The organism is Bacillus haynesii (assembly GCF_001969855.1).
GTDB lineage: Bacteria > Bacillota > Bacilli > Bacillales > Bacillaceae > Bacillus > Bacillus haynesii.
The window spans coordinates 1-18,656 of sequence record NZ_MRBL01000004.1; the positions used below are offsets into that span (position 1 = coordinate 1).

General features: G+C 46.6%; 14 protein-coding genes. 7 read left to right on the forward strand and 7 right to left on the reverse strand.

Annotated elements, in window-relative coordinates; genetic code table 11:
- Positions 1-356, forward strand: a 356-nt coding sequence (locus BTA31_RS04135) for a hypothetical protein (RefSeq protein WP_193427207.1), incomplete at its 5' end; no start/stop codon positions are given.
- 192 nt (positions 357-548) lie between these two features.
- Here the strand turns inward: BTA31_RS04135 and BTA31_RS04140 are convergent.
- From BTA31_RS04140 to BTA31_RS04160, 5 genes are all read right to left on the reverse strand, one after another.
- A complete protein-coding gene (locus BTA31_RS04140; RefSeq protein ID WP_076789039.1) occupies positions 549-1,640 on the reverse strand; it encodes a DegT/DnrJ/EryC1/StrS family aminotransferase in 1,092 nt (363 codons plus the stop codon).
- Entirely contained in the window at positions 1,637-2,179 is a 543-nt protein-coding gene (locus BTA31_RS04145; RefSeq protein WP_076789042.1) for an acyltransferase, read from the reverse strand. Before BTA31_RS04145 ends, BTA31_RS04140 begins: the two co-directional genes overlap by 4 nt.
- Before the next feature lie 17 nt (positions 2,180-2,196).
- Positions 2,197-3,171: an NAD-dependent epimerase/dehydratase family protein gene (locus BTA31_RS04150; protein WP_043925917.1), complete on the reverse strand. Its 975-nt coding sequence runs from the start codon at positions 3,169-3,171 to the stop codon at positions 2,197-2,199.
- A 66-nt stretch (positions 3,172-3,237) separates the two neighbouring features.
- Positions 3,238-4,611, reverse strand: coding sequence for a glycosyltransferase (locus BTA31_RS04155; protein ID WP_076789046.1), 1,374 nt, complete (start codon positions 4,609-4,611; stop codon positions 3,238-3,240).
- Positions 4,612-4,764: 153 nt separating this feature from the next.
- On the reverse strand, positions 4,765-7,008 hold the full coding sequence (locus BTA31_RS04160; protein WP_076789050.1) for a glycosyltransferase: 2,244 nt from the start codon (positions 7,006-7,008) through the stop codon (positions 4,765-4,767).
- A 203-nt stretch (positions 7,009-7,211) separates the two neighbouring features.
- Here BTA31_RS04160 and BTA31_RS04165 point away from each other — a divergent pair, with 203 nt between their 5' ends.
- From BTA31_RS04165 to BTA31_RS04185, 5 genes are all read left to right on the forward strand, one after another.
- Positions 7,212-8,294: a glycosyltransferase gene (locus BTA31_RS04165; protein ID WP_076789055.1), complete on the forward strand. Its 1,083-nt coding sequence runs from the start codon at positions 7,212-7,214 to the stop codon at positions 8,292-8,294.
- A 120-nt stretch (positions 8,295-8,414) separates the two neighbouring features.
- Entirely contained in the window at positions 8,415-9,524 is a 1,110-nt protein-coding gene (locus BTA31_RS04170; protein WP_076789060.1) for a DegT/DnrJ/EryC1/StrS family aminotransferase, read from the forward strand.
- The gene (locus tag BTA31_RS04175; protein WP_076789063.1) at positions 9,521-10,585 is read left to right on the forward strand and encodes a Gfo/Idh/MocA family protein; all 1,065 of its coding nucleotides are present in this window, start codon (positions 9,521-9,523) and stop codon (positions 10,583-10,585) included. The genes BTA31_RS04170 and BTA31_RS04175 overlap by 4 nt, the downstream gene beginning before the upstream one ends.
- 85 nt (positions 10,586-10,670) lie before the next feature.
- Positions 10,671-11,966 (forward strand): nucleotide sugar dehydrogenase, encoded by a 1,296-nt coding sequence (locus BTA31_RS04180; RefSeq protein WP_076789066.1) that lies wholly within the window; start codon positions 10,671-10,673, stop codon positions 11,964-11,966.
- An 81-nt stretch (positions 11,967-12,047) separates the two neighbouring features.
- Positions 12,048-12,959, forward strand: coding sequence for an alpha/beta hydrolase (locus BTA31_RS04185; protein ID WP_076789069.1), 912 nt, complete (start codon positions 12,048-12,050; stop codon positions 12,957-12,959).
- On the opposite strand, the gene BTA31_RS04190 is transcribed toward BTA31_RS04185, so the two are convergent.
- Positions 12,956-13,348 (reverse strand): winged helix-turn-helix transcriptional regulator, encoded by a 393-nt coding sequence (locus tag BTA31_RS04190; RefSeq protein WP_076789074.1) that lies wholly within the window; start codon positions 13,346-13,348, stop codon positions 12,956-12,958. The genes BTA31_RS04185 and BTA31_RS04190 overlap by 4 nt on opposite strands.
- Positions 13,349-13,478: 130 nt before the next feature.
- Between BTA31_RS04190 and BTA31_RS04195 the strand changes: the two genes are divergently transcribed.
- Positions 13,479-14,162, forward strand: coding sequence for an NAD(P)H-dependent oxidoreductase (locus tag BTA31_RS04195; RefSeq protein WP_076789078.1), 684 nt, complete (start codon positions 13,479-13,481; stop codon positions 14,160-14,162).
- A 44-nt stretch (positions 14,163-14,206) separates the two neighbouring features.
- Here the strand turns inward: BTA31_RS04195 and BTA31_RS04200 are convergent, their stop codons facing one another.
- On the reverse strand, positions 14,207-18,544 hold the full coding sequence (locus tag BTA31_RS04200) for a multifunctional 2',3'-cyclic-nucleotide 2'-phosphodiesterase/3'-nucleotidase/5'-nucleotidase (RefSeq protein WP_076789082.1): 4,338 nt from the start codon (positions 18,542-18,544) through the stop codon (positions 14,207-14,209).
- Positions 18,545-18,656 lie beyond the last annotated feature (112 nt).

Consider the following 18,656-nt stretch of genomic DNA (forward strand, 5'->3'; position numbering starts at 1 on the left):
CAACCGGAGCGACAGGTCCGACCGGAGCAACCGGAGCGACCGGAGCAACAGGAGCGACCGGAGCAACGGGAGCAACGGGAGCAACCGGCCCGACAGGCCCGACAGGTCCAACAGGAGCAACAGGTCCAACAGGTCCGACAGGAGCGACAGGTCCAACCGGAGCAACAGGAGCAACGGGAGCGACAGGTCCAACCGGAGCGACAGGCGCAACAGGCGCAACAGGCGCAACCGGCCCGACCGGAGCGACAGGAGCAACGGGAGCAACGGGAGCAACAGGAGCAACCGGAGCGACCGGCCCGACAGGCCCGACAGGTCCAACTGGCCCAACTGGCCCAACAGGTCCAACCGGCGCTTAATATCTAACGGCTATTAGCAAATACTTTCCGTTAAATGTTTGTTTTCCCGGAAGTTCGCTGTAATCTATGCGAATGATTCAGGGGGCAGTAAACCTATGGTTTACTGCCTTTTTTTCTATTTTTATTCTTGCTTACTTCTAAGAATAAAAAAACATCCCTGTCACTATTTTGTGAAAGGGATGTTTTGATTGATTAGCCTTTACGTTGGCTAAATGATTGAATGGCTGAGACTACCTGATCCACATTGACTTGGTCATGACAGGGGAGGGTGATCGTATTTTGTTCAAGAAAAATGGAATTGGGTTTAATCTGCCTGTATTTGCGGCGGTAATAGGTAGTGCCGCTTAAGCAATAGGTGCCGAAAGTCGACTCTATATGGCAGTCTCTCAAATATTGAATCAATTCGTCGCGAACGATGTTTTTTGGAACTTTAAAAACGGCGGATTGTATGTTGTGTACAACGTCAGGACCGATTTTTTGACTTTGGAATCCGAGGGGTTCAAGCTGTTCACTATATGCTTTCTGCTGAAGGTTTCGGCGATGAATGATGTCATCAAGTTTTTGGAGCTGTTTGATTCCAAGAGCGGCTTGGATATCAGATAATCTGTAGTTGTAGCCGAAATCCATAAAATCCAATTGGCCGTCAGAGATAGCGGCGCCATGGTTTAACTTGACTGAAAACCAATCTTTCAACTCTTCCCGGTCGGTTGTAATTGCTCCGCCTTCGCCTGTCGTAAGCAGCTTTCTGGGGTGAAAGCTGAAACAGGTGAGATCGGCAATTTTTCCGGATTTACAGCCGTACTCACTGCTGCCGATCGCACACGCAGCATCATCCACGAGTGGTAAGCTATACTCTTCACATATGTGTTTAATGTTGGTGATGCCTGTCGGGTTTCCAAGAGCATCTACAAAAAGAACGGCTTTTGTCCGGGACGTGATTTGACTTTCCAGCTCTTCTGGAAGCATGTTAAATGTTTCAAGATCAACATCGGCAAAAACCGGCTTGGCACCTAAATCTTCTATTACATTGACAGTGGCGGGAAACGAAAAGTCTGAGACGATCACTTCGTCTCCGGGTTGGACGTTCAGGCTTTTAAGGCACACCGATAAAGCCGTTGTAGCCGATGTTGTTAAAAAAGCATGCTTTGCACTTACATACTGTTTAATATGATCAGCAAATGTTCTGACGAAAGGGCCTTTTGTCAGCATGCCGGAGGAAAATATTTCTTTTAATTCTGCTTCCACTTCTTTAAACGTAATATACGGCTCGATCAACCTGATCATGAGCGCTCCTCATCTTTCATCCTTCGGTTTTTGATGATCTTTGCCGGCACGCCTACCGCTATGCTGTACGGGGGAATATGACGATTGACGACGGCATTTGCTCCGATTTTGGAGTGGGCGCCTATCGTAACGCCTGCTAAAATAGACGCACCGATCCCGATGTTGCAGTTTTCTTCAATATGAATGGGAGCGAATGTAAGCGGCGAAAACAAAATGGTACTATCGGATTTCTCGGGATCGGTATGGTAAGCGGCATGTATCCGGACATTCGGACCAATTCCCGCAAATTCTCCGATTGTAACCCCGCCGGCACCGTGTATAAAACATTGCTGACCGATCCAGCTGTTTGAGCCGATGATCAGGTCATGCTTATAATAGCCTTTTAAAATCGTGTCATGGCCGATATAAACGTTATCTCCGATATAGATATTTTCCGGATGGAAAATGCGGACTCCGTCTTCAATAACGACATTTTCGCCGTATCCTCCAAGCTGGGAAAGGGTAAATTCACCTTTTCCTTCGCTTTTCCATTGTTTCAACAAAAGCGCCTCCTTTCTTATTGATCCAAATTTTTTTTAATGCTCTCAGCTGTTCTTCTGATGCCTTCTTCCAGATCCACTTTAGCGCTGAAACCGAGCATTTCTTTCGCTTTATTGACCTGAGGGATGCGAAGTTCAATATCGGCTTCTTTTTTCTCTCTAAAGAAGATTTGTGATTTTGATCCGAGAACTCTGATAATCGTGCTTGCCAATCCGTATACGGTAATCACAGTGCGTTCATTGCCGATGTTGAAAGACTCTCCAATGGCTTCTTTCATCGTCAAACAGCGCAATATTCCGTCGATCATGTCATCTACGTAACACCAGGCCCGGATTTGCGTTCCATCGCCGTGAATATCGATCGGCTCATCTAACAGCGCTCTGTGAACCATCGTTTTGATGGCGCCTTCCCCGACTTGTTCCGGTCCATAAACATTAAATGGGCGGACGGTGACGGTCGGCAGTCCATGTTCTTTAAAATAGGCATATGCCATATGTTCCTCGGCGAGTTTGCTGACAGCATATGTCCAGCGTGCTTCTCCTACCGCTCCTAAAACAGTATGACTGGTCTCGCGTGCTCTGAAAGCGATTTGGCCGAACACTTCACTTGTACTGAAACAGACGACCCTTTTGCATTCGGTTAAACCGGCAGCCGCTTCAAGCAGATTGGCTGAACCGATCATGTTGACCTGCATCGTTTTAACCGGATTTTGAATGACTGTGTCAATCCCTGCGATGCCGGCGGCGTGGACAATGTGACTGGCCCCTTGGATCGCCTTTTTAAGCGCGTTCAAATCCAAAATGTCTCCCTGCACCACCTTTAAGTGAGGGTGGTCCCGGTAAGGTTTATACCGGAGGGAGTCTCTTGAAAAATTGTCGTATACGGTGACGCTGTTGCGCTCTATCAGCTTTCCTATTAGAGAAGATCCGATAAAGCCTGCTCCGCCAGTTATGAAAATATGCTGGCCGGATAACTCTGTCATATCGCTCATCAATTGTTCACCTGCTTGTTTTGTTTTTTTGAAATACAAATCCCGCTACGCGAAAGTCGTTCAACATCATCCCGAAAGAAGTGACTGATAAACAGCCAGCGTTTTTTTGCTGTTTTTCACCATATCATGATGAACTTCTGCATATTTTCTTCCTTTCTGGCCGATTTCCGGCAGCATATCCCTGTTTTTCAGCACATTTTCAATCACTTCTGTAATGTTGTCAGGATTTGCTCTGATGAGAGGCAGTTCGGAAGGATAGTGATCCTTCATAAAATCACTGATCCAGCAGATAACGGGTTTCCCCATTGCCATCGATTCGACGGCAAATAATCCGTAGCTGCCGATATGAAGCTGATCAATGATCAAATCCGCCTTTTGATAGATTTTCTTTGCCTGTTCATGAGAAACCCCTCGTACTAGGTGAAAATGAAAATCGTATTTTTCTTTTAAAGACTCAACAGCCTTAAGGATATGGCGGGTTCCTTTTATTCCGGGAGAGGTGGGGGCATGAACGATGAGCGGCTTTTCATTTGACCGGTAGTCGGGGATATAGCGGTCAAGCTGGATCATGGTTGGAATCATGTGGACATGCTCATAATAGTTTTTTACATACTCGTATAGTTCCATATCGGCAACGATGCAGTGCTGGACATATTGTGAAATTCGTTTGAGGTGATATCGAATTCGCGCTTCGTTTTTCGTTTTTGCAACGGCGTATGGATTTGTTTTAGCCAATGTTGAATAAAGCCTCACATCGCTGCCCCAATGATGCATGATCATTGGTTTCCCCGCCTGTTTTAAAATGGGATAATCCGACATGTCCAGTGTAAAGCTTGTGCCAAAATGAAAATGGAACAAATCATAGGATGGCAAGAGATCACTGGCAAGCCTTCTCAGCCTCGCATTCATAACGGGCGTATTGCGTTCTTTCAGCAATGACCAGGTGTAGTCGGCAGCGTAATTTAAATAATAAGGATAGTAATTTAAAGTGTGGGCAAGCGCGCCATGCTGTGAGAGCCCTTTAGCCAAGGTATTCATTTGATTGGCGATTTCCATCGTGCCTTGCAAAACGCGGACTTGCCCAGCCGGAGGCTCGATTTTTTCATCAACAGGAAGATCAAGCTTCAGCGCGCTTCCGGTTTCTGCTCCATCTCCTTTTTGAAGATAGGCCGCGCTCTCTTGTTCCCTTCCGGTGCGCAGGCACACTTTTCCCATCAGCAGATTTAAAGACCCGTTATCAGGAAAAAGGTCAAGCCCTCTCCAGAGCCACAGCCAAGCGTTATGGTCATGGCCGAGATAAACAGAAAGAGAGGCTTGAAGAAAATAAAAATCAGGCTCGTTATGCGAGCCGTCAGCTTCCCACTCTTTTAGGCGCTTCATGGCTTTGTTCCAATCTTTTTGTTCCAGACAATGAATGATATCTGACTTGAAATCTTTCATGATGACCTCCCATCGATCATGCTGATTCAATTTCTCCTTTTAAATGGCAGAATAAAAACACTTTGTGCGCTCTATCATACGTATCAATGAATCTATATGACTGTGTATTTGTGCGAGAGTATATGAGAAAAACCTTCCAAAGAGCGGAAGGTTTTATATCAGCTGTATTTTTTTTATATTTTTCATATACCGTTCATACTGATTGTCTGAAGCGAGGCTTAATTGGAAGTATTCATCCATTTTGTTCAGGAGCGGCTGAATGCATTCTTTTTTGGCGTCTTGATCTAGATGCCGGGTATATCCGTTTTGTGCGTATCCCCGGGCCATTCTCCAAAAGGTTTTCCCGATGCTGAAATACTTCAAAGACTGTCTTTGATTTTCCTCAAGCTCCTTCCATTTGATATGAGGAAAATAGACACTTTCGTCAAATTCTTTCACAATATAGTCCATGACGTACACAAGCGATTGAATTCTTTTATGCAATTGGTAGGAAATGTTGTTTTGATGGCGGCGGTAGCATAATACAGGTTTTTTTAAATAGCGGCGCTTCCAGCCGCGCTTCGTGTTGGCTAAACAATTCAGCACATCGCCAGCAAGCGGCTTTTGCCGATCAACCAGCCAAGAGAAGCCTTTTTGCTGATAATAAGATGCTTTAAACATGCCCACCATCGGGACAATGCCTGAGCCGCCCCTTTGAAAAACAGTCCTCACCAGCTCCTCATCGTCATACTCTTGATACGTCCACAGACCAGCATTTTTCCCGTGTTGATCAACGAGCAAAAGGTCGCCGTAAACATAATCCAATCCCTCTTCTTCAAAAAAGCATTGCATAAAGTCATGGATCACCAAATTGTGCGGGAGGAAATCATCTGCGCTTAAAAGTAAAACATATTCTCCCTTTGCCTCTTGGAAGATTTCCTTAAAAGCGAGATCAGGAAGTTTTGTATTTTCGCTGTGGCATATCGTTCGAATGTGCGGATGCGTTTTTTGATAGCTGCTGATTTTTTGCATCGAGTCGTCAGTTGAATGGTCGTCAACGATCAGAATGTCGATACTAGGGTAGAGTTGATTTAAAACGGATTGAAGGCATTCATCAATGAAATTACTGTAATTATAGTTGATGATGCCTACCGTAATCAGCGGCGGATTTGGCATAACCGTCAACTCTGACTGCTTTGCAAAGCCTGAAATCATCTCTTCAATTTTGCGCATGCTCAGGTCATATGAATAATGCTCTTCAATAAACGACCGATAATGGAGAGATGTATAATCACCGCTTATGATCATGGCCACGAATTCATCTATCGTATTCCAAACAACTGATTCATCGTATATCGTCTTTGCGCCGTAAAAGTTGTGAATCAGCGGTTTTATGCCTTTAGCCATCGCTTCCATGGCCGACATATGCTGACTTTCAAGAAGGCTCGTGCAAATCAGGTAATGCTTATCCTCCAAGTATTGATTCATGTCATCTTGCCAGCCGTCAAATTGGACGCTGTCAGTCAGCCGGAGCTCATCAATCATTTGCCTGAAATACAACTGATAGCGGGCGTCCTGAAACGTCCCGGCGATAAACAATTTGTATCTTGGGTCTTTGTCAATCAGTGCCTTGAAAGCCTGCAGCAAAAGCATCGGACCTTTTTTATAGTTGATATAGCCGACATATGCGATATGAAATCCTTTTTGCCTTTGCTGAAAGGAGTATTGATCTAACTTGATTCCATTTGGAACGACGGCCGTTTTCTCTTTTTTCAACGTTTTAACTTGATCTAATACGTATTCCCGCATATGTTCCCCGTCAAAAATCACTTGGTCCACCGCTTGCCAATATACCTTTTTAATATAAAAAGTAAATGCCTCATAGCTGTGGAGCCTGCATATTAACGTTTTGACAGCTGCAGAAGGGACTTTGCTCCCGTGGATCAATAAATCATCGCACCATTCAAACCAGCAAATATCCGCCCATTGCATACCAGTGTCGATTTGATTCAGATCATGAACCACGATTTTTTTGGTCCGGTAAGTTTCGGAAAGGTGCTCAACGACAGAATTCAAAAACCGGTCCAAATCCGGTTTGACGAAAAAAATGATCTTTGGACGCCTGACCATTTTTTTTAAAAGATCCTCTTTCTCCTTCCTGAGGCGATGTTGATGTTCGCGCCTGACAAACAGGAGGGCATCATCATATAATTCAGACGCTCTCTGAACCTGCTGCTTTTTTTCATAGACAAAAGCAGCGCTTATCAGCAAGCCGGGATCGAAGGGAGCGAACGCCAGCCTCTCTTCCAGCTTCTGCGCAGCATCGTGCCATTTGTGTTGCAAAATCAGTTGGGATATTTCAGTGTCTCTCCAGCTAAGCCCAACAGAGTCTAGCAGATATTCCAATTCATTATCCATCTGAAACCTCCTTGTTAAACACATTTTCGCTAGTAGTATCTATATTCAAGCGAGAAAAGAAAGTTCTATGAAAAATACTTTGGAAATGGCGCAGCCTTGAAAATATAAAACAGTGACAGTGGCACAAACGCGATCAGCTGCTGGTTCATATTTTATGGGTAGATTTTAAAAATAGAGTCTTGAAAAAACAGGGAGTGAAGGCTTTGGTTACAATCAGTCTATGTATGATTGTCAAAAATGAAGAAGAAGTATTAGCGAGATGCCTTGATACTGTGAAAGATATTGTAGATGAAATTAACATTGTTGATACGGGGTCGACAGATCAAACCGTCGAGATTGCGAAGCGATACACAGACCGCGTCTTTTTCTTTGAATGGATCGGCGATTTTGCGGCTGCCCGCAATGAATCGTTCAAGCACGCCACGAAGGATTATATTCTCTATCTGGATGCGGATGATGTTTTGCTTGAGAAAGATCAGAAAAAATTAAAAGAGTTGAAGGAAACGCTTGATCCTTCCGTTGATTCCGTGTCCATGTACTATGATGCAGGAACTGACGAATTCGGAAATGTGACATTAAGGTACCGCCGCAACCGCCTGGTGAAAAGGGAGAAAAACTTTAAATGGAAAGGCGACTGCCATCAATATTTGGAGGTATTCGGGAACATCATCAATGCCGATATCTCGGTGACGCATAAAAAAATCCGCCACTCTGTCGGACGAAACCTCAATATTTACCAAAAGAAGATCGATCGCGGCGACACGTTTACCCCGCGCGACTATTTTTACTACGGAAATGAATTAAGAGAAAACAGACACTACGAAAAAGCGATTGAAAGCTACAATAAAAACATTGAAATGAAAGAAGGGTGGATTGAAGACAAAGTATACGCCTGCATCAACAAAGCCGACTGCCACCGCTTTCTCGGCGACTTGGACAATGAGCTGAGATCGCTGTTCCAGTCATTTGAATTTTCCAAAACGCCTCGTGCCGAAACATGCTCAAGAATCGGCTATAACTTTCAGCGGAGGCGGGAATATAAAGCCGCTATCTACTGGTATGAGCTGGCGACAACACTGGTGCCTGAATCAAACAAATGGAGCTTCACCTATCCGGCATACTACACTTGGTACCCTCATTTGCAAATGTGTGTGTGCCATTACAATTTAGGAGACTTTGAAAAGTCGTATCAGCACAATGAAGAGGCGAGAAAATACCGGCCCGAAGACAAATCCGTCCTTCATAACAAACAGCTGCTTGAAGGAAAATTAGGCATTAACAAATAGCATTGTAAAGACTTACTGATCAAGTAGGTCTTTTTTTATGTTTAAAATCAAGCCGTGCCAAATGATCGGCAGTCATCATAACTTATTTTGGAACTTTTTGATTTTAGAGGAGGAACAGAAATGATTCCGTTAATCAATTTAAAACGTCAATTTCAAACGGTAAAACAGGATATTTTACAAGAGTTTGAGCATGTGTTGGACAGCGGCCAATATATATTGGGGCCAAAGGTTGGAGAATTAGAGAAAAGAATAGCCGAAAAGCTTGGTGTAAAAGAAGCGGTCACGGTCGCCAACGGAACGGATGCATTGGTGCTGACACTCGAAGCTTTCGGCATCGGCAAAGGGGATGAAGTGATTACGACGCCGTTCACTTTTTTCGCCACCGCCGAAGCTGTCTCAAGAGTGGGGGCTAAGCCGGTGTTTGCTGATGTCGATCCTGAAACCTACAATCTTGATCCGAAAAAAATAGAAGAAAAGATCACCCCTGCTACTAAAGCGATCATTCCCGTCCACATCTTCGGACAGCCGGCTGATATGGACGAGATCATGGCGATTGCCAAAAAACACGGACTGCTTGTGATTGAGGATGCCTGCCAAGCGTTCGGCGCTTCGTATAAAGGGCGTCCTGTCGGCAGTATCGGGGATGCCGCCTGCTTTTCATTTTTCCCGACAAAAAACTTAGGAACGTTGGGAGACGGGGGAATAGTGACGATTTCAGATCCGGATGCGGCCCGGCAATTAAGAACACTCAGAACCCATGGCACTAGCAAAAAATACTTCCATGACAAAATCGGTTTCAACAGCCGTCTTGATGAATTACATGCCGCCGCTTTGCTCATTCTTCTTGAGAAAATCGACGGCTGGAATGAACAAAGAAGAAGAGTGGCCAGCCGCTACAAGGAAGGTTTGAAAACGGCGCGGCATCTTACACAGCCGGCTGAGAAAGAAGACCGCACACATATCTATCATCTCTATTGTATCGGCGCGAAAAACCGCGACAACATCATTCAATCGCTGAAAGAGCAGCACATTCATTCAGGCGTGTATTATCCTTGTTGCCTTCATTTGCAAGCAGTCTATTCTTCCCTGCAGTACAAAAAAGGCGATTTTCCTATAGCCGAGTCCTTGTCCGAAACCCTTTTCGCCATTCCGATGGATCCTTTTCTAGCCGCTGAGGAACAAGAGCAGATTATTTCCGCCCTGCTGAAAAAAGGAGGAGGGGAAAAGTGACGGTTCATTTTGGTTTAATCGGCTGCGGCTATATGTCAAGAAAACATCTTCAAGCACTGGCCGGGTGCGATGAGGCAAAGTTGTCGGCTGTCAGTGATTTGCAGGAAGAACGGATGAAGGAAGCGGCAGAATACTATGCTTCCCTCGCCGGGGATGAAAGCCGAATGACCCGTTATCCGCAGTATCAAGCGCTGCTTTCAGATTCTAAAATAGAAGCGGTCATTATTGCGGCGGTTTCGGGACTGCACGCCGAAATGGCCAAACATGCGCTGCTGGCAGGCAAGCACGTCATCGTCGAAAAACCGATGACCTTGTCATTACAGGATGCCGATGAGCTTATTGAACTGGCGGAACAGAACGGGCTGAAGCTCATGGTCTGCCACCAGATGCGCCACCGGCCGATCATGAAAAGACTGAAGGAAACGATTGAGAAAGGAAAACTGGGGAGGATTTACTTAGGTACAGTATCGCTCCGCTTAAACAGATCCCCCGCTTATTATGAAGCGGCATCCTGGCGAGGAAGCTGGGAAAAAGACGGCGGGATGCTGGTCAATCAAGGAATACACCTGATCGATCTGCTGCAATGGTTTTTAGGTGATGTAAAAGGCGTTTACGGAGATATACTGGGCGGCTCCGGAGCTAAAGAAACGGAAGATGTTGCTGTCGGTGTTCTGACGTTTGCCAGTCAGGCGAAAGGAGTAGTAGAAGCGAATATCGTCACACAGCCAAACAATATCGGAAGCTCTCTCTCGATTTTTGGAGAAAATGGAACAATTTCATTGGAAGGCCCGGCATTAAACCGGATCAGCCGCTGGTATATCCACGGGGAGAAGGCGGATGCGGAAGATGCGGCACAGCTGATTGATCTCGGCGGCGAACAAACCGCAATGTATCAAAACTTTATAAACGCCGTCAAGCGCCAAGACACATTATTGGTTGACGGATATGAAGGAAAAAAGGCGATTGAAACGATTTTTGGAATCTATCAGTCTGTGCTGCAGAAGCAGCCGGTGCAGCTGCCTCTTTCTTCATTTCAAACATCTGATATGAAAAATAAATAGGTTTTGATTTGGTAGATCGTCCCTTTCAAAAAAAGATTTGAAACATAGTTTATTAAAGGAATGTACAGAAGGGGCGATTTGATAAATGAGCAAACAGGAAAAGCATAACGAAACGATAGCGGTCATCGGCTTGGGGTTTGTCGGTCTGCCCTTGGCCATGTTGTTGATATCAAAAGGAATTCGGGTTATCGGTGTTGATTTGGACAAAAAGAAAGTCGAGACATTACAGAAGGGAAACAGCTATATTTCAGATATAAACGATCTAGCGGTGCAGGACGGAATAGGCACCGGTTTCTTTCGTCCTGTTTCGGACTACGGTTTAATCAGTGAAGCGGATGCCGTCATCATCTGCGTACCGACGCCGCTGAATGAAGATGCGGGTCCTGATTTGAATTATGTGAAAGGAGCGGCGCAATCGATTGGAGCGCATTTGAAAAAAGGGCAGCTCGTCGTGTTGGAAAGCTCGACATATCCGGGTACGACAAGGGACATCGTCAAACCAATCCTGGAAAAAAGCGGCCTTGTATGCGGAAAGGATTTTTATTTGGCTTATTCTCCAGAACGCGTTGATCCGGGCAATCAGTTCCCGATTGAGGTCGTGCCGAAGGTAGTAGGAGGAGCGACGGAGGCATGCCTTGAAAAGGTGCATCAGTTATACAGCGGCATTTATGAAGAAGTTGTGCCAGTTACATCACCTGAAACAGCGGAGCTGACAAAGCTGCTCGAAAATACGTACCGGTTTATTAATATATCATTCATTAATGAATTCGCGATGATGTGCGACAGGCTCGGGGTGAATGTGTGGGAAGTCATCGAGGCGGCAAGCACGAAGCCGTACGGGTTTGCGGCGTTTTATCCAGGCCCCGGCATCGGCGGCCATTGCATCCCTGTCGACCCGCTGTATTTGCAGTTTGTCATGAAACAAAGCGGTTTATCGAGCGACTTTATCGAGCTGTCGGAAGCAACAAATGAAAGAATCGTCCGCTATATCGCAGAGCGTTCCTTGCAACTGGCAGGGAAAGACAAGGCGACAGACGCCCGCATTTTAATCTACGGCGTCACCTATAAACGAAATATAGCGGATGTCCGCGAATCAAAATCGCTTGACATTTTAGAAAAGCTGATCGGCATGGGAGCTGATGTTTCCTACCATGATCCGCACGTTCCTGATCTCGACCTCAGCGGCAAAAAACTAGCAAGCATGCCGATAGATTCAGAGATGCTGAAAGAGTACGACTGTGTTGTCGTTTTGACCGATCATGACGCACTTCCGAAAGAGCTGTTATTAAACTATGCAAACGTGATATTTGATACGAGAGGCGTCCTGAGGAAAGCAGCCGGAAAAGCGAAAGTGATCCAACTCGGAAACGGGCGCCCTTGACGTCAATTTTTCTGCCGCGACTCACGCCCAGACACGTTCGGAATACAATAAGTTTAAACAAGAACGTAAAGGGTGAGGGCCGTGTGGATCGGAATTCTGTTGATGGTCTTTGGAATTGGAATCAGTGTTTTTGCGGTCAGTCTGATTGTCAGCTATTTGTTTGTTTTGCCGAACCGGAGCGCATATGAAGAAACCTTTTTCAGCGGACTCAAACACGGCGAGATCATCGATGACGTGTTTGAGTCACATGACAAAGAAGAGCTGTTTTTGACGGCGGGGGATGGATGCCGGCTGCATGCGCTGCTTTTTCCTGTTCAAAAGAGCAGGAAAGCCGTCATCATCTCCCACGGCATCAAGTGGTCGCTGTTTGGAGGGTATAAATACGTCGAGATGTTCCAGTCCATCGGCTACAATGTCCTGCTTTGCGACAGCAGATGTCACGGGTTGAGCGGCGGTTCACACGTTTCCTACGGGTTTTACGAAAAGGACGATTTGGCGAGGTGGGCTGACGAGCTTGAGAACAGGTTTGGCAAAGATCTTTGGATCGGGGTTCTTGGTGAATCGCTCGGAGCGGCGGCTGCCATCGAGCTGATGAAACAGGACCGGAGAATCAAGTTTTGTATTGCCGATTCCTGCTTCAGCGATTTAACAGAGCTATGCCGCTTTCAGCTGAAAGCCGCCGTCAAATTGTCCGTGCCGTTTCTCATCCCGTTGGCAAGCGGGCTGATTAAACGGCGTCACGGCTGGAGCCTTGCCGACATATCGCCGGTCAGCAATCTTGAACAGTCAGACACGCCGCTGTTGATCATCCACGGCACTAACGATCAGCTTGTTCCGCCGGAAATGGCTAAAAGCTTGTATGAACGGAAAAAAGGATTCAAGAAACTGTATTTGATTGAAGGCGCGGGACATGTCGGCGGATTTCGCCACAATCCTGAAGAATACTTAAGCAAGATCAAAGACTTTCTTTTGAAAATCGAGCCGGCCAATTAGCCTTGCGATTCAAGCTTTTCAGCCGCAGCCGATCTTTGACGCGCTTCCTTGATTTTGCCGGCATATGACGTTCCCCAATTCATCATTTGACTGATGATCGGGATCAGCGTCTTGCCGAACTCTGTTAAACTGTACTCGACTTTCGGCGGAACCTGCTTATAAATCGTGCGGCAGACGATGCCGTCGCGCTCAAGTTCGCGAAGCTGGAGGGTCAGCATCCGCTGTGTCACGGCGGGAATTAAGCGCCGCAGCTCATTAAAGCGTTTTTTATCATTGATCAAGTGATACAAAATGACGCTTTTCCATTTGCCGCCGATGATATCGATCGTTGCTTCCACCGGGCATGAATAACCGTCCGGTGCTTCGCATGCTGCCGGATACTTTTTCATTTTCCTCTCTCCTTAGTATAAAAAATGATACTATGCCACAAAAATGTGCGTACTTTCTTATTGCTATTATAATGATTAGAATGAAATTAAGAAAGGAATATAAACTATAGACAAAAGGAGAGAACAGAACATGACAGAGCAATCAAAGAAGCAGGAGATTCTTGACGCATTCCAATTTAGACACGCGACAAAAGAATTTGATCCGGACAGAAAGATATCAGATGAGGATTTTCAGTTCATTTTAGAAGCGGGCAGACTGTCGCCAAGCTCGGTCGGCCTCGAACCGTGGAAATTTGTCGTCGTCCAAAATAAAGAGCTGCGTGAAAAACTGCGCCAAGTCTCATGGGGCGCGCAAGGACAGCTACCGACAGCCAGTCATTTCGTTTTGCTGCTCGGACGCACGGCTAAGGAAATGCGACATGATTCCGGCTATGTAGCAGATCAATTAAAGCATGTGAAAAAGATGCCAGAGGACATCATTGAAAATATGCTGAAAGAAGACGGTGTTCTGAAAAGTTTCCAAGACGGCGATTTTCATTTGTACGAAAGCGACAGAGCGATGTTTGACTGGGTATCAAAGCAAACGTACATCGCGCTTGCCAACATGATGACGGCAGCTGCCTTGATCGGTATTGACTCTTGCCCGATTGAAGGCTTTAACTACGACAAAGTCCACGACATCCTTGAAAAAGAAGGATTGTTGGAGGACGGACGCTTTGACATCTCAGTCATGGCCGCTTTCGGATACCGCGTGAAAGAGCCGCGTCCGAAGACGAGACGGGCGTTTGATCAAATCGTGAAATGGGTTGAATAAGAAAAGTGCGGTTCTGCCTTTAGCAGACCGCACTTTTTTTATATTTAGATTTGGAGTTTGCGCCGCTTCCTTTGGTAAAGGTACAGGCCGCTTCCGGATATAAGCAGCAGCAGGCCGAGCATCAGCCAATGATAGGCGCTTGAAGCGGTGTCAGGCAAAAATCCGCCGTTTGAACCATCGGAAGGTTGATTTCCGTCATCTGACCCGCCGCTGTCATGACCGCCTGATCCGTCTCCGCCGCTTCCGGCGCCGGGCGAAGCAGGGGGCTCACCGCCGCTGCCGCCATCCGGACCGTCATCATCGCCGGAACCCGGCGGAAGTGAAGGTGACCCGGCATCATTGTCATTCATCACGGTATACTCGCTGAAATGGTCGACATAGCCTGCAACGGTACGGTCTTTCGTATAGCCGTTTGTCACTTTTGTGAAGCTGTTGTTTTTGCGGTCGACATAATAGACGCTCAAATGTTTGTCAGGAGCATCAACTTGGAAAAACAGTCCGACAGGCTCTTTAAATGTGCTGATCGCTTTTCCATTCTGCTGAATGTTGAAATCATATACCTTTGTGACCGCCTGTTTGATATCCTTGGCGATTTTAATGCTGATTTTTGTCTTTTCGCTTGCCAGATTAACAGCTGGAAGCTGCATCGCAATACGATCGTTTTTCAGGGTGATACTTGGATCACCAGTTCTTTCTTTCACAAGGCCAGTCTGTGCTTTTGTCATATTCAGCTTGATGTGTTCCTTTTCTGTGTCAGGGAAATAAGCAATCACCTGATTTGCGTTTTTCGCGTATGTTTCGAACGGCTTTTCCGCAAGCGTCCAAGTGCCGTCTGCCTGACGGTCAGGAAGGAACACTTCTGTGATTCTGTTTTCGATGTTCGGTGAAACAGAATCGTATAAGGCAAGCTGTTCTGTAAAAATATCGTAATCGGTAAAGCCGAGATCGACACCGTTTTTCGCTTCTTTAAAAACGGAATAGCCGTCTCCGCCGCCGCCCATGAAGTTATTTGTAGCGACGCGGTAGGTTTTGTCCAAATCGAGCGGAACAGCGTCCCCTTTGTCATTGACGAGGTTCACATCGAGGATGCGTTCACCTTTTGGCTTGCTCAGTGTAAAGGTGAAGGATAAACCCGCGACATGCGGAAACGCGCCCCCGCCTTCTTCGACTTGGCTCACCCCGTGCTCAAGCGCTTCTTTAATTTGCGCCCCCGTCAAATCAGCGGCATAAAGGGTGTTGCCGAACGGCATGACTGTCAGCACATCGCCGAGTGTGATGTCGCCTTTGGCAATACCGCTCCTGATTCCGCCGCCGTTTGTGATGGCGATGTCAGCGCCGCCGGCTTGTTTTGCTTTCTTCAGCATGCCGTCCGCGATAAAATTGCCGAGGTTCGTTTCTTTTGAGCGGACATGCTCGCGTTTTCCGTCAAGCGGGACATCGGCATAGCCTACTTTTTTCTTTTTCAGTTCGTCAATATCTTCTTTAAAACCGTCAAGCACTTCTTTCGCAGGAGGGTCTTCGTCCACTTTGTCGTCGATCGCGATCAAATTGAACCTTGATTGGTTCGTTTGAACGACGCCATTCTCATCAAACACAACATCGACCCTTCCCAAAAACTGCCCGTAGTCTTTCACCTGGGCGACGATTGTCGGTTCTTCGCTCTCGACTACTTTCAAGTGATCGACGAGTGTATGCGTATGCCCGCCGATAATCAAATCGATGCCCTTCACTTTTTTTGCAAGCTCCAGATCCCGATTGTAGCCGAGGTGGGTGAGGGCGATGATTTTGTTGACCTTTTCTTTTTCTTTCAGTTCCTTGACCGTTTTCTCCGCTGACTGATAAGCGTCGTGAAACGCAATGTTTGGACCAGGGCTTGACGTATATGACGTATCTTCCGTCGTCAGGCCGAATACGCCGACTTGTTCGCCGTTTACATCAAGCAGAATATAAGGATAGATGCCGCTTTCTTTCTTTTTTCCCGCTGTTAAGACTGCAGGCTCTTTTTGAAAGCTTCGCAGCTGAGGCTCTTTTGATACATCGACATTGGAGCTGACAATCGGAAAATCGGGCTTTTCCAGCTGGTGTCTGTTTAACGGATCGACGGCTGCATAGTTTCCGCTGAGAAAGTCTGCGAGCACTTTAGGTCCCTTATCAAATTCATGGTTGCCGAAGGTCATGGCGTCATAGCCCATCATGTTCATCAGTTTCAAATCGGCGAGTCCGTTCCATTTTGTAAAATACAGATCGCCGGAAAAGACATCGCCGGCATCGAGCAGCACATTGTTTTCTGCTTCACTGCGGATTTCTTTCACTTTGGCAGCGCGCCTTGCCGCTTCATCAAGGTGGGCGTGCGTGTCGTTCGTGTGCATGACTGTTAACGTCCAGTTTCCATCATCAACGGGAGGCTCTGAACCGTCAAAGTTCAGTTTATAGACGCCATATCCGCTGTTTTCGGATTCCCTGACAAAATCGATGTCTTTCGCTTTTTCAGCAAACGGTTTGGCGAGGAGGGAAGATTCAAATGTCACATCGGCTCCTTTAATCGGAGCGATCGACCAGTTGTTGTCGGCGGCAGGATTGACCGTTTTCTTTTCCATGATGTAGTTCATGAGCACCTGCCTGTTTTCATCAGCTGCCGCATAAACGACTTTGTCTTGAGTCAGATGTGGGAATCCGCCGCCCCCGGACGCGCGGTAATTATTTGTGACCACAAGAAATTCCTGGTCGTCGCGGACGGGTTTTCCGTTGTAAGACAACTGTTTGACGCGGTTCGCCTGCGGATTTTTCACCCCGCCTGACGCATTGTATTTTGCCGGTTGTGTGACATCGATCTGGTAGGTCACACCGTCAATGACATCGAAATTATACGACCTGAAATCGGGGTTGAGGAGCGCCTGTTCACCCGATTTTGAAGGATCGATCTGGTTGAACTGCCCGGCCGACATTTCGATCCAGTCCTTCACTTCGCTTCCCGTCAGCTTGACGATATAGAGCGTATTGTCGTACAAATACAAATCGCCGATGTTTTTGATCGCAAGGTTTCCTGCTTTAATGTTTGTATAATAATCAGCACCGTTGCGTCCTCCTGCTTTAAACGGCGCGCCCGCTGATAAAATCGGCAGGTTTTCGTACTCCGTGCCCTTCATGACATCTTCCGCATACCATTTTTGTGCGTCTGTGACAATCTGGATCGAAGGATCGTCTTTTACTTGTGCGAAAAAGCTGTTAATATCGGCTTCCGTTTGGCCAACCGGCGCGCGGACGTATTTAAGCGTTTTTTCGTGCGTGTCTTTAATCGCGGAAACGACGGTTTCGTGTCGCGACGTCACATTGCCGGCAATCGCTTCCGTTTTTGCGCTGGCATCTTTCACTGTCCATTTGCCGCCGTCCTGTTCAAGCTGCATATCGATGATTCCTAAATGGCTGCCCCAGTTTTTCGGCATAACGACAGGGATGCCGTTGATCGTTCCTTTTTGATTGTCGATCACGCCATTTCCGGGATAGTCGGTGCCGGGGAATAGACCGTGCTGGTGTCCGGAGATGATCGCATCTATTCCTTCCGTCTTGAGAGCCAGATCATATACGGCGTTTTCGGCTCCCGCCGCCTGTTTGCCATTTTCAATTCCGGAGTGGGCGATCGCGATGATCACGTCGGCGCCTTCCTGTTTCATTTTCGGAATCGTTTCTTTTGCTGATTCGGTAATGTCCTGCACCGTGATTTTGCCGTCCAGGTGCTTTTTATCCCATGTTAAAATCTGCGGCGGAACGAAGCCGATGTAGCCGACTTTAAGCTGGTGCTTTTGGCCACTTTCATCCGTCAGCGTCCGGTCTTCAATATGATATGGCGTATATTTGTTCTTTCCGTCCGGTGTTTTAATATTGGCATTGACGATGGGAAATTCGGCGCCTTTTATCGTGCCGTCAAGGAATTCAAGGCCGTAGTTGAATTCGTGGTTTCCGAGCGTGCCGGCGTCATAGTGCAGTTTGTTCATGACATCAATGATCGGGTGTGTTTTCGTTCCGGAGATCATCGATTCACGTTCATGTTTGAAGATGTATTCCCCTAGAGGGTTCCCTTGAATTAAGTCGCCGTTGTCGACAAGAATCGTGTTTGGATTCCGGCTCCGGTACTTTTCGATCAGCTGAGCCGTGCGGGCCAGTCCGAATTCAGCCGTTTCTTTGTCGGCATAGTAGTCATAATCCATGATATGGGCGTGGATATCTGTCGTGCCCAAAATGCTGAGGTTGATCAGCGGGTGTTCATTTTGTTCTTCTGCATATGTCTGGGTGTTTGGAATGAGTAAACTGAATATCATCACTGAGGTTAGCAGAATACGGAGAATGTTTTTCCCTGAAAACCGTCTTTTCTGTATTCCCACCATTTCTCCACCTTTCAGATTAGAGTAACAATTTCTATTGTAAGAACTTTTTGTAAAGTTTTGTAGAACTTTCGTTGCGAATATTGTAAACACTCAGAAAATGATTCCAAAGTCT